Raw genomic sequence first — 15,908 nt, forward strand, 5'->3', positions numbered from 1 at the left:
TCCTGATTGCTTATGCGGCTTCCATCGCTGCTACGGTCTCCATTGCGTCTGGCAAGCGAAGTTGGCCGGAAATCAGATGCGGTAGCAGCTTGTCGCGGAGAGAGGAAAGAGTTTTGGCCTGTTTTTCGTTCTCGACCAACCGTGCAAATAAAATATTCACTACGTCAACGAAGGCTCGAACAATACCGTCTGGAGGAACGACAATTGGAATCGGGCGAAAAGCCTTCTTGCTGATTTCCATGAATGTCGAACCATTCGCCCGAGCTTTAATGTTGTCCATGTTTTGTTTGCACCAGAACAGCATGAACAAAGGTGGCAGCGCACCACCGGGCAATATGGCGATATACCCCTGATTGATGGCCACTGGAAGCTGCGCGACAGCCAAATAGCCTATCGGTGCGCGGGAAGACATGAGCAACGAACCTACCGGCAACGACCCAGAGCCAATTTTGGCAAGCCCCTGGGGACTTACCCGTCGCTCGGTATCCAGAAGCACAGGTGACTTCAAACCAGAAAGATCCTTCGGCGATGTCCAATGATGAACCGGCGGGTCCCAGAATGCTGCGTTCTTGGTGTCGGGCGTTGCCCCACCCACTGTCTCGACCACGTCTCCAATCGGCTGCACCAGCCATCCTCTCGGCACCGCTCCCAACTCCGACTCTTCAAACTCATCCGGAAACAGCGCCGCGGTGGCCTCGTCCATGCCTTCAGGCGCTCGGCCTTCCATCTTGGCGCGCACCGGGTCGAAGTCGACAAACCACGATTTGAACAGCGCCTGGGCGATGGCTTCGAGGGTGGCGTTGGTTTCGCGCAGGAGGTTGATGCGGTCGTCGAAAGCCGCATGGAGTTTTCCGACCTGCCCTTGGGTTTCCAAATCCGGCAGCCTGAACGAAAAATCTCGAATTTGTTTGGCGCTAATGTGAGGCACTGCCGTACCAGTTGTGACGTTCTGAATGTATTCGCTGAACTCTCTGCTAGAAATGACAGAGTAAAGATAGTCTGCTCTTATTAGCGATGTTGGCCTTAGTCTTGCGACCCGTTGAACGAGAAGCACAGGCAAATCACCTTTCCTGACTCGCCCAAATTTCAATCCTGCAGGAATCCAAGGACGGTCCATCGCCAAGGCGATGTCATGCTCCCTCATTTCGTAGCTGTCAAGGCCCTGTGTTTTATGACGGCACCATTTCTTCACGCCTTCCCAGCGGAGGGCACCTTGGCCGATGTTGTCCCCGCGAAGCAGATGAATCGCATCAGGCTCATCTGAGTACTCGCTACTCTTGAACGGATACCCCGTGACCAGTTCTATGCACTCGCCAAGCTGAACTGTGGGCCACTCAGAACTCATACCCCAGCCTCCCCAGCTTTTGCCGAATCAGCGCATCCAGTTCAGCGCCCTTGGCCATCTGCTCGCCCAGCTTTTCCGTGAGCTGCCGCATCTTGTCGGCAAAGGCTTCGTCGTCGTCTTCCACCTCTTCGGCGCCGACGAAGCGACCTGGGGACAGCACATGGCCATGCTGGGCAATCTCGGCCAGCGGCACACTGCGGCAAAAGCCCGGCACATCCTGGTACTCGGTGATGGTCGCATCCGCTTCCACCTGGCCGCGCCAGGCAGCCACAGTGCCGGCAATGCGATTGATAGCTTCATCGTCGAACTCGGCCTGCACGCGTGAAATCATCTTGCCCAGCTTACGGGCATCGATGAACAGCACCTCGCCCTTGCGCTTCTTTTGCTTGGTCAGAAACCACAAACAGGCTGGAATCTGGGTGTTGAAGAACAGTTGGCCCGGCAGGGCCACCATCACTTCCACCACGTCGGCATCGACCATCGCGGCGCGAATCACACCTTCGTTGTTTTGGCTGGAGCCCATCGAGCCGTTGGCCAGTACGATGCCCGCTCGCCCGCTGGGCTTCAAGTGATGCAGCATGTGCTGCAACCAGGCATAGTTGGCGTTGCCGTGCGGCGGGTCACCATAGACCCAGCGCGGGTCGCCTTCCAGGCTGCCGTGCCACCAGTCGCTGATGTTGAATGGCGGATTGGCCAGGATGAAGTCGGCTCGCAGGTCGGGGTGCTGATTCTTGGAGAAGGTATCGCCCGGCTCGCGCCCCAAATTGAAGTCGATGCCGCGAATCGCCAGGTTCATCGCAGCCAGGCGCCAAGTGGTGGGGTTGGCTTCCTGGCCGTAAATGGACACGTCGCCCAGCTTGCCGCCGTGGGCTTCAATAAATTTTTCCGATTGCACGAACATGCCGCCCGACCCGCAGCACGGGTCGTACACTTTCCCATGGTGCGGCGCCAGCACGGCCACCAGGGTCTTGACGATGGACGCCGGCGTGTAGAACTGGCCACCGCGCTTGCCTTCGGCGCTGGCGAACATGCCCAGGAAGTATTCATACACCTGGCCCAACACGTCGCGCGCTTCTGACGCATTGGCGCCGAAGCCGATGGTGGACACCAGATCCACCAATTCGCCCAGCTTGCCGTCAGGCAGTTGGGCGCGGGCGTAGCGTTTGTCCAGGATACCCTTGAGCTTGGGATTTTCGTTTTCGATGACGCTCAGGGCATCGTCGATGCGCTTGCCAATGTCAGGCTGCTTGGCGGTGGCGCGCAGCGTCTCCCAACGAGCGGTCTCTGGCACCCAGAATACGTTGGCTGCTTTGTAATAATCCCGGTCTTCCAGTTCCGCCGCGATAGATGCCGCTGTCGCATCCGGCAGGAAGTAGTCATCCGACGCGTCGGCGAACCGTAGAGCCAGTTCGGCGCCGCGCGCGGCAAAGGTGTCGGAGATGTATTTGAGGAAAATAAGGCCAAGCACCAGGTGCTTGTATTCGGCGGCGTCCATGTTGGCGCGCAGCTTGTCGGCCGTGGCCCAGAGTGTTTTTTTAAGGTCGTCGAGCATTCTGCAGTTTATAAAAAATTATTATCGGGCAACACCTATTATGCCCCTGAAGCGCAGCGATGCGGCAATGGTCAAGAAAGGTCAAACGGGAAAAATACTTATTTAACAATGAATGATGGGCATAGCCATTTCTTCTTTATTAAAATCGAAATAGTCTTTCTTCAGGACGACAGTCCATTTTTTAGCCAAATCTGCACCCGTCAAATGACGCTTTCCCAAGCCTTCCGCCTCCTAATCGTTTGTTTCATCCCAGAGCCGGAATGCAGGTAAGGTTCTGCCCTAGCCAGCACTGTCAGCCGTTAGCAAAAATCCCGACTGCTCGCCGTGAGCCTGCCCAGCAGGTGCGACAAATCCACCAGGCGCTTGGCGACCAGGTGCCGCACATTCCGCTCGCACTGCCAGATGCCATACACGCCAAGCAATGACGCCCCCAGCAATTCCTTGCGCTGCCGCTCAACCAAATCCCGCCACACAATCACGTTGACCGACCCGGTCTCGTCTTCCATCGTCAAGAAGACGACGCCCTTCGCCGTTTCCGGCCGCTGGCGCACCGTCACGATGCCGCAACCGCGCGCGACCTGGCGATCGGCAAAGGTGTTGAGCACGTCCGCCGGCAAAAAGCGCATCTTGGCGAGCACCGGCCGCAACAGCGCCAGCGGATGGCGCCCGAGCGTCAGTCCAAGCGAACGGTAGTCACTGACAATATCGTCTCCTTCGGTGGGCGCCGGCAACTGGATGTCCTCCTCGACAATCGCAGCCGTCTTCAGCAAACCCTTGTCCGGCGCACCGGCAACCGCCTGCCACAGCGCCTGACGGCGATGCCCAGCCAGTGATGCCAGCGCATTGGCATCGGCCAGCTTCTGCAATTCCAACTTGTTGAGCTGCGCCCGCAGCGCCAAGTCGTGGATATCGGCAAACGACTGGATGGCGCGCGCCTCTTCGATGCGGAACCCCGCCTCCTGTGCCAGGCCCGACACCAGGTTCAAGCCCAGCCGCACCGCCGGCCGCGCGCGTCCCACGTCTTCGAGCGCCGCCTCCCAGTTGCTGGCCTGGACGTCCACCGGCAACACCACAACGCCATGTCGGCGACTGTCTTGCACCAGCTGCGCCGGCGCATAAAAGCCCATCGGCTGGCTGTTCAGCAGCGCTGCCAGGAACGCTTCCGGCTCGTGACACTTTAACCAGCTGCTGGCATAGGCCAACAAGGCGAAACTCGCCGCATGGCTTTCGGGGAAACCATACTCGGCGAAGCCCTGCACCTGCTGGCAGATCTGTTGCGCGAACTCCTCCGAATAGCCATTGGCCAACATCCCTTTGGTCAGCTTGTCCTGGAATTGGTGGAGCTGGCCCTTCCTCTTCCAGGCTGCCATCGCCCGCCGCAACTGATCCGCTTCGCCCGGCGTGAAGCCGCCGGCCAGCATCGCGATTTGCATCACCTGTTCTTGAAAGATTGGTACCCCGAGCGTGCGCGCCAGTGCCTGCTCGATGGCCGGGCTCGGATAGGTCACCGGTTCCAGCCCCTGCCGTCGGCGCAGGTACGGATGAATCATGCCGCCCTGAATCGGTCCGGGACGAATGATTGCCACTTCAATGACCAGATCGTAAAAGGTGCGCGGCTGCATGCGTGGCAACATGCTCATCTGCGCCCGGCTTTCAATCTGGAACACACCAACGGTGTCGGCGCGGCCAATCATGGCGTAGGTAGCCGGATCCTCGGCAGGGATATCCTGCAACTCGAACCGCTCGCCCCGCTGCTGCGAAATCAGATCCAGCGCCCGCCGAATCATGCTCAGCATGCCGAGTGCCAGGATATCGACCTTCAGCAGCCCGAGCGCGTCGAGGTCATCCTTGTCCCACTGGATGACACTGCGCTCCGGCATCGCCGCATTCTCAATCGGCACCAGCCGCGACAGCTTGCCGCGCGCGATGACGAAGCCCCCTGGGTGCTGCGACAGATGGCGCGGGAAGGACAGCAGTTGTTGCGCGAGCTCGACCCAATGCACCGCCACCGGTGAGCCGGGATCCAGCCCGCACTCCTGCAAACGCTCGGCCAGCGCCGCTCTGCCATCCCACCAGCGATGCGACTTGGCCACCTGGTCGACGAGGCTCTGGTCCACACCGAGTGCGCGGCCGACGTCGCGTAGCGCGCTCTTTGGCCGGTAACTGATGACGACCCCGGTCAACGCTGCCCGCTGCCGGCCATATTTTCCGTAAATATACTGGATGACTTCTTCGCGGCGCTGGTGTTCGAAGTCGACGTCGATATCGGGGGGTTCATTGCGTTCTTTCGAGATGAAGCGTTCGAACAGCATGTTGCTGCGCGCCGGGTCAACTTCGGTGATACCCAGGCAGTAGCACACTGCACTGTTGGCGGCCGAACCGCGCCCCTGGCACAGGATTTGGCGCCCGCGCGCAAAGCGGACAATGTCGTACACGGTCAGGAAATACGGCTCGTACGTCATCTCGCCGATGAGCGCCAGTTCATGTTCGAGCTGCTGCTGCACCTTGGCTGGAATCCCCAGCGGGAAGCGGCGGTGGGCGCCGATGTAGGTCTCCTGGCGCAGGTAGCTGGCTGCGGTCTGGCCTGCTGGCACCAGTTCATCGGGGTACTCGTAGCGCAGCTCGTCCAGCGAGAAGGTGCAGAGGTCGGCAATCCGCAGTGTCTCGGCCAGCGCCGCCGGCGGATACAGGTTGCCCAGGCGCAGGCAGGAACGCAAATGCTGCTCGGCGTTCGGTGCCAGCTCGAAGCCGCAATCGGCAATCGATTTGCGCAAGCGAATCGCCGTCAGGGTGTCTTGCAACGGTTTGCGCGAGCGCACGTGCATGCAGACGTCACCGGTGGCTACTACCGGCAGACCGAGGCTCTGGCCCACCTGTTCGACCACGAACCGGTGTTGCGCATCGTGCGACTGGTGCAGCAGGGTCAAGGTCAGCCAGGCGCGGTCCGGGAAGGCGGCGTGCAGCCACTGCGCCTGTTGGAGCAGGTCGGGTTCGGCGATATGGTGTTTGGGCGCCAGCAGCACCAAGCAATCGGGCAATCCGCGCAAGTGGGCATACGCCGGCTCGGGCTGCGTGAAATCCGCCAGGCGGAGGCTGTAACTACCCTTGGCAGCCCGGGTGCGGCCCAGGGTAATCAATTCACACAAGTTGCCGTAGCCATTGCGGTTTTGCGCCAGCGCGATGAGCGTAAAAGCCGGCCGCCCGGCATCGTCGCTGACCTGAAACTGGCTGCCGATGACGAGATGGAGTCCCAGCTTCTTGGCTTCGGTATGCGCGCGCACCACGCCGGCCATCGAGCATTCGTCGGTCAGCGCCAGCGCCCGGTAGCCGAGCTGGCTGGCGCGCGCCGCCAGTTCCTCTGGGTGCGAGGCACCGCGCAGGAAGGTGAAATTGGACACGCACTGCAGTTCGGCGTAGGCAAGCATGGTCGTTTATACTGTATATACGTACAGTATAAACTCAGAATAGATTTTGACTAACTATTACGGCTTTAAAAGTTACCCAAAACCTATTTTGCTGATTTCGACCCTAGCCGTGGCGCGGCCGCAGCAGTGAGTTGGTCTGCCGGAAAGCGCGTGAAAAAGCCGGGCGCTTCGTCGACCGGGCAATGCAGCCACGCATCGTACTGGTCGGGCGGCAGAACCACGACCATGCGTTTTTCATCGCTGGGCTTGTGAAAGCGCTGCATCAGCGGGTGGCCGTCGGCATTGATCGTCAACATCGAGAACGACAGCAGCGGCAAGCCGTTCGGCCCCTCGGCGCGGTATTCCCAGATGCCGGCAATCCCGAGCGGGTCACGCTCCGCTTGGGCGATTTCCCAGCGCACTGGTTTGCCGGTTTCGTAGCTCGGCTCGAAGAAGCTGTGGACGGGAACGATACAGAATTGCCGCTTCTTGTAAGCGTTGCGGAAGCTGGGCTTGGTAGCAACGGTCTCAGTCCGGGCGTTGTAGGTGTGGTGCGCCAGGTCAGGCTTCGCCCAGTGCGGCACCATGCCGAACATTGCCAATGCGCATGCACGGTCGCCGGGCACCGCGTCGGCGTGGGGAGGCCGAATCATTGGTGCCATGTAGCCCGGATAGGCCTCAGCCTTGTACATCGAGTCCGGCGGTGCCACACCGAAATAGCGCTGTAGCTGTTCCGGCGTGGCGGGGAGATAGTTGGCGCACATGAGTTGATTTTAGCAACCTCTGTGCGAAGTATTAGCTGCAAATGCAAAACCAAATGAAATGTGGAAAACTGTCGATCTACCTATCGCTATGCGGCCACCAATCCAAAGCTTGGAAGAAGTCGCTTGAGGACATAATTGCGATGATAGTCCGCCGCCACAAAGAAACGGTAGGGGTTAGAATTGACGAAGTCTATCGCGTTGGCGCTGCTGCGAAAAGTTTCAATTTCATTCAGCCAACTCATGGAATCATAGCCACTGCAAGCAGTAACCGCACCCAACTGCCCCTCCTTCATCGCATTGGTCCAGAATCGTGCCCGCTCATCGGCACTTCCCTCCCTAGCTATGATTGCCTTAACCGGTTTTTCGAGGTCACCCCACTCGACCAGTGGCCTTGGCGGCTTGTCATAATGCATGGAAGCAAATTGCACAAAACGTGTATAGAGCGCCTGACAAGCTTCCAAAAAGGTCGTAGGGTTATCCCGTAGCGACTGTGCACCGTTCTGATACTCGAACGACCATTTCAAATATGGCCGGTCTGGATTGGTGAGAACGGATCCGTGGCCAAGTCTTGCGGCTTGAGTGAAAGTGGCCATAAACGCATCACGTTGTCGCGCAATATGCGCAAGAATGGAAGGCGAATGTCCATCATCGATTTTGATTGATTCGACCCGCACTTCGTTCGTCTCAGCGCTAAGCCCCGAAAAGCCATAATGTGAAAAGGTATCCGCATAGACATGGGCAGCAATGCCCATTAATTGCAAGGCGTGCTGCTTGTGCGCGTTCATGGTCGCGTCGCTCAAGTAATAGTCGAGTAAGTGGTTGGCAACCTTGCTATTCTTCCGGCAAATCATTTTGTCCCGGAACGTACTGCCCTCTGCACCCGGCAAGAAGTGGAACGGCACCCAAACGCGACGCGTATCGTTGTTCTCCGTGGTACCAAACATTGTCCGTATGCCAGCTTCGAGAGGGTGGTGTGCTGTCGCGACCCCCAGAATACCTTCCTCAGACTTGCTCAGTACCCATTCCGTGACGTTTTGATCATCAACGAATTGACTGGATGTTGCGATAATTTCGGCATCCGATTTTGGAATACCAGCTCCTGCGGCCATTGCATATGTTGCATAATAGTGCATGTCATACTGCATCGATTAGTCCCTGTTAATTTTGTTGTTTATTTGACAAATATCAGTATTTCCCCCAAAACAAGTCGTTCCTTCTATCCAGTTGCGTTCCCTTCATCAGCCTGCTGATTAATCGAAGTACAAATTCACGTCCCTTGAGCGTGAATGGCCGCTTAATCATCGTGCCTCCAGGGACGATCTCCACCGGTATTGTCACTCTAGCATTGCTAAAATACAATGAAATGAAGCTATTCGGCTATCTCAGCCCAGTACAATTTGAAAATCCACAATGTGCTTAACGATGTGTCCGTGAAATCGGGGGAAGCCCAGTGGCCGTGCCGTGCAATTTGATGGAAACCCCGGCCTCGCTGGCAAAGCCGCTGCCCAACGCTGTCGGGATATGGGCATAGTCCGAGCCGGAGTCACGAGTTGAACCGGCCGAATTCCATGCGCTCGCACAAGCCGGTCGCGTGCAAGACCGATACGCACGATGACCTGGAACAGTTTGGCTTTGGTGGAGTCGGACCAACCGGCTACGGCGGCATCATGGTGGGCGCACTCGGCCAGAAAGTCTTGCCAGTCGGACGGCGCCAGGGCTGGTTCAAGACGGCGCTGGCGGTCGGCATAGACGCGGAGCATGAAGTCGCCCAGCAACTGGCGGTGCTTGACGGCCGCCGCCAAGAGCAACTGGGCGACGACCTCGTTCTCCCGCTCAGTCATCATTTTCCAAGCCTGCGCATCCAGCGTGGTCAGGCGTCGTCGAAGGAGCGTGGCTTGCCGGCGGGCGGTGGCCGGCGTCTTTTTCTGCAGGATGTTTTCGGTCTCGATGGCGTGTAGCCATGCCGTTTGGTCTGGATCGGACAAGAGCAAGGTGGCGATACGCCTGCTTTCAAGCGGCAACAGTGACCCAGCGGAGATTTCTGCGTTGTATCGCGTCATGCGGACGCAGGAATTACGATGGTTGCGAGGTGCTTCATGGCCCCAGAAACTTTGTGTTCTATTTTACCCAGTGTAACTGACCGTATTGAGCGAGCGCAACTTAGCTGGCAGTAATCTCCTGGCGACACGTGGCGACGCAGGACTTGTGTCTTGAGGCCACTCGACTCATTTACGATTAGCGCCAGCGCCAACACCTCGCTACAGCTGGAAAACGCACTCGATTTCGAAGCTCCGATTTTCTCTGCTTCCCCCATGCGGATACCCACCGGGATTGCAAAGAACTCTCGTCATCCCAACCATGGCATCGCAACTTTCGTGCGTGTGACCATGCACCCAGTAATTTATGGTTGGGTGATGAAGAATGAACTCATCAAGGTTCGACGCGAATGCAGGATTGCACCGGTCGCCCTTGTATTTCTTGTCGACCGATTTTTCTGTTGGTAGGTGGTGCGTAACAACAATCGTCTTCCCGGCAAACGGCACCTTGACGAGTTGCATGATGGCCGCCAGTGACTCGTGAAATCTCTTCGCCGTCTGCATCGGTTGCAGCCTCCCTCGCCTGTTCGGTGCTCCGTCCTGGATCACTCTGAAATCGGACATCAATCCCCTTGCGATCTCCATTGAATTGTCCGGGGTGCCATACAACTTGAAGTCGGTCCAAAGTGTAGCGCCCACAAACCGCACGTTATCGATAATGACGGCATCGTTCTCAAGAAAACGCACGTTGGTGTCCGCGGCCGCCGCGCGCAGCTCAGGTATCAGGTCGTCAAAGTGTTGACCGTAAAACTCGTGATTCCCGGCGACATAGATGACCGGGCAGCTAAAAGTCTCCTTTGCCCACTCGATACCGGACGTGCCGGTACCGATGTCCCCGGCCAAGACCACTATGTCCTCGCCGCCCTGCCGAATCGGCAGCACCTCGAACTCAAGATGCAAATCTGACAACAATCGTATTTTCATGTGGTCTTTCGACAACTGTGGACGGCTGCAACAAGTCAGTTGGCCAGTCACGCCCAGTGCCATTCTCCCGCCAACGCTTTCCATGATCTCTTGGCCAATTTGGTCTCAGTCACGGACTGATACACCTGCGTAGCATGTCATCCCATCGCACGCGACCGCAACCAGGTATCCGGACAGAGAATCAGAATGTTTTACTGCGACGCCAATACGAAAGTCAGCCGGCCCCTTCCTTATAATCACATTCGTATTGTGCGTCGCGAGGCAGCGCTGGAGCACGTCGCCCGAGTTCTTGGCGTCACAGAACCCCGTATTTTTGCCCGAGAAACAGATTAGCTTCTCCGACAGATCAGGTTCCAGACCAGTAAGCCAGCAGGACAGGCTGGACGCAAATTGTCAAATTTCTCGCCTAAGGCCAGCTACTGGCGAATCCCTGCGCAGTCAATTTGGACTTTTTCCCATCAAATGGTGAAAGCCCTATTTAGCAGGGACACATTCATATGAGAGCATTCGGGCTTTGAGTTCCTTCACTGAAATAATCCAATCTTTGTTGTTTCGTTCGTACTTAGGCAATAAGCGTTGGAATCCAAACTTGCGGATGAAATTTTGGATACTGTCTCCAGAACCTGCGGATTCAATCGCGATGTTCTTGTATCCATATATCGGTGCCAACTGCACCAGTCGCTTCAGAAGCCACGTGCCATGTCCGACCCTCTGCTTCGCAAATCCGATTCGCGCGATGACCAAAGTTTCAGACGGCCAATGTTCTGGGCTTAAGCCGTGATGGAGGCGTAAATAGAGGTCCACTTTTTCTCTATAAGCCGCAACGATGTTACGTTTGAGATTCCAATCTGCGCATCGCTTCTTATATTCAAAGCGACGCATCAGGCACTCATTCATCTCGTCGCAGAAATCACCGACTACTGAATTTTTTTTAAGACCGGTATTTGCCATTTAACTACTCCTTAAATAAATCAAAAAATCCGAACTAGATATTAATGGTTTCGACAAAAAGAACCCAGAACAACCATTTTATATGGCGAAAATTTATCTGCTCTCCGAGATGCTAGTTACCCCAAGACGGGATTGGCGCATGGGAACACGGGATGCCATTAGTGTAAAGCGCCACAGTTATAGCAGGTAAATATCGGTTAATCTGGATTATGGTGACTATTCGATACTTGGAGAATTGACGCAGCACCTATATTTGATGGATATATCAGAGGTCGGCGCTGGTCAATCTAATATTACGAAAACGCCTCGAGCGATCCACCGTTCTTCGGCGTCGGACCTCACTCAATATCGAATAATCTGGCTAAATATTAGTGCAAAAATGGCCAACAGGTAATAGGTAATCTATAGAAAACTATTATCTATATAAATAAGATATCTGATAAACCATTAATCTCCATGCGAACTATTTATTATTATGATTGAATTGTTCATAGTGGTGATTAGTGTAATTTATATCTTATCTACCATTAATAAAACGTAGTTTAAGTGGCGTGGCTGTTTTACAACATGAGCTCTAAATTGGTGAGCGTAAAACGACGCGGCCCTCTCTTCGCCCTACATCGCCCGGCTGAATAATCGATGCTCAACGCAGGCTATAAAGCGATGTCGATGCCGAAAATTATCTGGAAAACCCGATGGGCGCATGGCCAACGAGACCGATCAATACGCGGTCCGAGACGAGCCCTGCAAGAAGCGCATGTCCGAGTCACAAGAAGAAGCCAGGTTTTTACAAGAACAGGCTCCCGCCCCCCCAACCTCATCTTCCAAACCGGAAGCCATCCTTCACGGCTTTAGCCCACAAATCAGATTACTGACCCGGGGATTCACTCAGGTCAGGGTGTGCACCTCATGGCGCAGGCCACAATCCCTGACTCGAGAATGTCTGGGCAGTGGGCACGGCGGAGTATCTACACGACACCTGTCGGCTTTCGCAGCAGGAAACCGTCGTGAGCCCCGTCGGCACTCCGGTTTCCGGACTTGAATCTGCATGGACGCGTTACAAAGACGTTTTGGCTCCTGAATCCGCTGGCCATGAAGTCGAAAACGGCTGGCAGGGGCTGGCAGGCGGGCCTATACCGGCTCGGAATGCAAACTGGCGCGAGGTCCGGGTACCTTCGTTTTGCGTCCATAAGCCAGGTGCGCAAGGTGCCGGTAGGCGCACATTCGGACACCCTCCATACCGATTGCCTCCAGTTGTGCGACATTCGTACCCTGAATCGGTACCGATTGAACTCCATTCGGCGCCATAAGAGGCACGCATGCCACTGTCGCACCGGTTTGCCCACATTCGGCGACCCCACAGACCCCCTCTGTACGCCGCCTGTACGCCATCCGTGGGCATGCCATGCAATTTGATGGGAATCCCGGCATGGCTGGCACAACCGCGACCCAACCCTGTCGTGATACCGGAATAGCCCGAGCTGGAGTTAACCTGCCCGATTTTCATGCGCTCGCACAAGCAAACTGCGTGCAAGGCGCGAAGGCCAAGTTATGGCTTGCGGAGGGCCACAGTCAGGCTACCTAATTTGGCACTCTCGGAAGGCATCGTGTAGGCTATTTATGTGCCCATGACGCGTCACGCGCACTTGACGATTTCAAATAATGCCGCCAACTCGGATCCTATTTAGGAGACCTTGACAGAGCCAAAATATGGAGCCAACCGCGCCGCTGCGTCACCCATACTCGCACAAGATTTAGCTTGCTAAATCTTTTGCGAGTATGTCCCGGGAAGCTTCATCCGGGACGATTTGCAAGGAGTCCGTAGGGCGACGCGCAGGCCCTCACAAGGGCCGGAGAAACACGAGCGGCCACGGCAGCTAGACATGGTACCCAAACGAAAATGAAACCCATCAACGACCAACGCGACCGGGAAGACAAGATGCCAACCTTTCGGATTCCAACCTCGGAGCAGGAAATCTACGCGCTCCAAATTGAGACCACCAACATGCTCAATGCGTATTCGGAAGCGATGATGAATCGACGCCTGCAAGCGAAAGGCATCGAGCCATCCAGGGTCAAGGACCCTGAGCAAAGAAAGCAGATGGCAGGCGCCCCATCGGAAGCAACAGCGCGCGAATACCGGAAAACCGCCAATCGGCTTCTGAAAAACGCCCCTCCTGGCACCGATGTGTGGACATGGGCTGCCAAAAAATCGTCGTCGACAGGTGCCTGGTACAAGAACCGGGCTGCGCTGCAACACATCTTGGTCGCCCGTATCAGGAAATCGAAACAGCGAATCGACGTACTGACGCGTGCGATCCGGCTCGGCAAGGACACGCCGGAGCTGATTGCCGAATACGGACCCGCGTTGGCCGTGCTGGTTGACTCTGCAAATCACCTGAAAGCGATGCCGGAAAGAGGATTGCCTGGCGCCCTTTCCGGTGACGGAAAAATGAAACGGCCGCGCCAATCCAAGGCACGCAGTTTGCGCCGCTTGCCGGACAACTGGCGGGAAGCCGTTGCTGCATTGATGCCGACACCATTAAGGATTTGCTGGCTAACGCAATGCTTGACCGGAGCCCGTCCGGCGGAGATTGCGAAAGGCGTGCAGGTCACGGTCAAAGCCGGCAGACTGATACTGCTGGTAACTGGTGCCAAAGTGAGAAAAGGCCACGCTGGGCAAGAAAAGCGCGAACTGGTCTTTGACGCTGACTCGGGCATGGCATCAGTACTGTTAGGGCTGCTTGATGCCGAATCTTCGGTAATCGGTGCCGACCGGAATGCCAATGCCTACCGGGCCCTGGTGGCTTATTACTGCAAAAAGGCATTCCCAAATCGACACGGGGCGGCCAGTACGAGTGCCTACAGTGCGCGACACGCTTTCAAGGCTGACTTGAAAGCCGATAAGCAGTCGCCGGTCCAAATCGCGATGGCGATGGGCCACGTTTCTACGGAAAGCGCGAGTTATTATGGCGGGGCCGGCAAACGCACAGGTGCGGTGACGCCGATTTCCGTCCGGGCAACCGATAAGGTAAAAATCAGAAAACCATACGGCGGTGGCCAGACAAAAACGCCGATGCCAAAAGCCAGATTAAAGCCGACGCCGTTTAGCGGGTAGAGGATTGCGCCCCCTGTTCCGATAATATATATGTGCGGTACCGCGTTGGGTCGAATTGGGTAATGCAATACATTGTTCCTGGCAAAAACCAAAGGTTTTTGGAAAATTTTTTTTACTCAAATTCCACCGGGTTATATGGCGGATAAAAATGTCGGAGCTTGGATGAGTAATCCGAACCGGGAGTAATAAATAAGGTGTGCGGGATCCTGCAGGAGATGGATATGGCGTCGAAACAATAAAGGGGTAAATCGTTGATGTTGGTCTACCTGGATACCGAATTCACTGACTTTGTACAGATAGATTTGATTAGTATCGCGCTTGTGACGGAAGACGGCCGTGAATTCTATGCCGAACGAACCGATTATCGAGGCGATGAATGTAGTGAGTTTGTCCGTCTGGCGGTATTGCCGGTATTAGGACGTGTACCCAATGCGGCCTGCATCCAAAAACAACTTACTGGCCGATTGCGTGCTTGGTTCGACACCTTACCGGAACCGGCCACGCTGGTATTCGATTATTCTTCGGACTGGGAGTTACTCGCTGACGTATTGCAAGGTGAGGATTCGGCGCAGCCTCCGTCCAACGTAGGAGACTGCTTATTACTTGCAGCTGAGATTGTTGGCAGTTCGGTCTACCAACAAGCGGCAGATAATACGTTTTCGCCGGAATGGCCGCGACATCATGCGCTTGCCGATGCCAGGGCAATGATGGCGGGATATCGGGCATGGCGAGTGGCGAATCAAGAGAAACTGTCTTGAAATTAAGACCGTCTACCTGGTTACATCAGGATCATGGTGGTACCTCATATTGGCGTCGATAAAGCCACTTATTCGTATTTTAAGGTCATCGCCCATTCGCGTATTAAAACTGCCGAGCACCAGGTTTCTAGAGACTCCAGACTCCACGGGTCAGACGTTAGCGGCCGGGTGTCTGAACACATAAGCGGGGGTCTTACAAGCCGAGAAATCCACATTAGGATTCTGATGCAAATGGTTCGGTGCGGTGCATCATGAATCCTCACCAAACAATGCTTTGTATGGAAAAATTGACGACCGGTAGATTCCTCAATCCAAAGCTGTCTTTCATGCTTCCGGAAGGCGGACAATCAACGGTTGGAAAGGACCAGCGGTCAGCGTATGCGACGCCTGTCGAAAATGTACGTTCGATGATATGTTAGCGTCCCAGCGCTGCCCGAACCCGGCGACCCAAGTCGCGCGCGTCTTCTTCGTTCCATCCGCGGGAAAAGTGGCTCACCTCAATTATCTTGATCGGCAATGTCTTCTGGCGCAGGTGCATGATCGCGTCCTTGCCGTGCACGACCACAACCTTCGGCTTAATCTCGTCGAGCAGGAAGTCGAACGGAGCAGTGATCCGACGCTTCTGCTCGAGATCGCGCAATTCTTCAGTGGCTGTGGAGTAAATATTCGTTTCCAGGCACTTGACCGGGCTCAGAGCTGGGATTAACCATTCGACGACACGCCGCGAGTTACTGACCGCGTTGCGCCGTTTTCGTCCAGGCTTCAATGGGCGGGCAGCCCGTTCCGCTTTGTATGTCTGGAACCACCGTACCTTGTCGAAACCGCTCCCAGAATGCCAGAAGTCCCAGAAATCCACCTTCATGGGAGACGCCGGGTTCAGGCCGACAATGAGCGCTTCGCAATCCAGCGGCGAGCCATCACATACAAAAGGACGCAAGCCGGTTGGCCTACCGATCAGCGAAAGCAGGCCCTTTTCGAATTCTTCCAATCTGTTCA

Annotated in this window: 11 protein-coding genes; 2 read left to right on the top strand and 9 right to left on the bottom strand. The window is 55.9% G+C overall.

Translation table 11 applies throughout. The features are described 5' to 3' along the window. Positions 1-10: 10 nt before the first annotated feature. The 8 genes from ACK2VC_RS02160 to ACK2VC_RS02195 form a co-directional block, all read right to left on the bottom strand. Complete coding sequence (locus ACK2VC_RS02160; protein WP_486731949.1) at positions 11-1,345, bottom strand: restriction endonuclease subunit S; 1,335 nt, start codon at positions 1,343-1,345, stop codon at positions 11-13. Then, on the bottom strand, positions 1,335-2,897 hold the full coding sequence (locus ACK2VC_RS02165; protein WP_486731950.1) for a class I SAM-dependent DNA methyltransferase: 1,563 nt from the start codon (positions 2,895-2,897) through the stop codon (positions 1,335-1,337). Before ACK2VC_RS02165 ends, ACK2VC_RS02160 begins: the two co-directional genes overlap by 11 nt. Positions 2,898-3,196: 299 nt before the next feature. Beyond that, positions 3,197-6,322 carry an error-prone DNA polymerase gene (locus ACK2VC_RS02170; protein ID WP_486731951.1) on the bottom strand — a complete coding sequence of 1,042 codons (3,126 nt, stop codon included), beginning with the start codon at positions 6,320-6,322 and terminating at the stop codon, positions 3,197-3,199. An 83-nt stretch (positions 6,323-6,405) separates the two neighbouring features. Beyond that, on the bottom strand, positions 6,406-7,065 hold the full coding sequence (locus ACK2VC_RS02175; protein WP_486731952.1) for an SOS response-associated peptidase: 660 nt from the start codon (positions 7,063-7,065) through the stop codon (positions 6,406-6,408). Between the two features lie 86 nt (positions 7,066-7,151). After that, the gene (locus ACK2VC_RS02180) at positions 7,152-8,198 is read right to left on the bottom strand and encodes a DUF6765 family protein (RefSeq protein WP_486731953.1); all 1,047 of its coding nucleotides are present in this window, start codon (positions 8,196-8,198) and stop codon (positions 7,152-7,154) included. A 249-nt stretch (positions 8,199-8,447) separates the two neighbouring features. Then, positions 8,448-9,125 carry a DUF1819 family protein gene (locus ACK2VC_RS02185; protein WP_486731954.1) on the bottom strand — a complete coding sequence of 226 codons (678 nt, stop codon included), beginning with the start codon at positions 9,123-9,125 and terminating at the stop codon, positions 8,448-8,450. A gap of 198 nt (positions 9,126-9,323) precedes the next feature. Then, positions 9,324-10,085, bottom strand: coding sequence for a metallophosphoesterase family protein (locus tag ACK2VC_RS02190; RefSeq protein WP_486731955.1), 762 nt, complete (start codon positions 10,083-10,085; stop codon positions 9,324-9,326). A gap of 474 nt (positions 10,086-10,559) precedes the next feature. Beyond that, entirely contained in the window at positions 10,560-11,036 is a 477-nt protein-coding gene (locus tag ACK2VC_RS02195) for a hypothetical protein (protein WP_486731956.1), read from the bottom strand. 1,900 nt (positions 11,037-12,936) lie between these two features. On the opposite strand from ACK2VC_RS02195, the gene ACK2VC_RS02200 reads away from it, so the two are divergent. Together ACK2VC_RS02200 and ACK2VC_RS02205 are read left to right on the top strand one after the other, a co-directional pair. Continuing rightward, a complete protein-coding gene (locus ACK2VC_RS02200; protein ID WP_486731957.1) occupies positions 12,937-14,154 on the top strand; it encodes a hypothetical protein in 1,218 nt (405 codons plus the stop codon). 254 nt (positions 14,155-14,408) lie between these two features. Continuing rightward, entirely contained in the window at positions 14,409-14,912 is a 504-nt protein-coding gene (locus tag ACK2VC_RS02205) for a hypothetical protein (protein ID WP_486731958.1), read from the top strand. A gap of 415 nt (positions 14,913-15,327) precedes the next feature. Here ACK2VC_RS02205 and ACK2VC_RS02210 read toward each other — a convergent pair whose 3' ends face one another. Further along, positions 15,328-15,900: a hypothetical protein gene (locus ACK2VC_RS02210; protein WP_486731959.1), complete on the bottom strand. Its 573-nt coding sequence runs from the start codon at positions 15,898-15,900 to the stop codon at positions 15,328-15,330. Positions 15,901-15,908: the final 8 nt, after the last annotated feature.

This window comes from Herbaspirillum sp. WTB6, assembly GCF_057457785.1.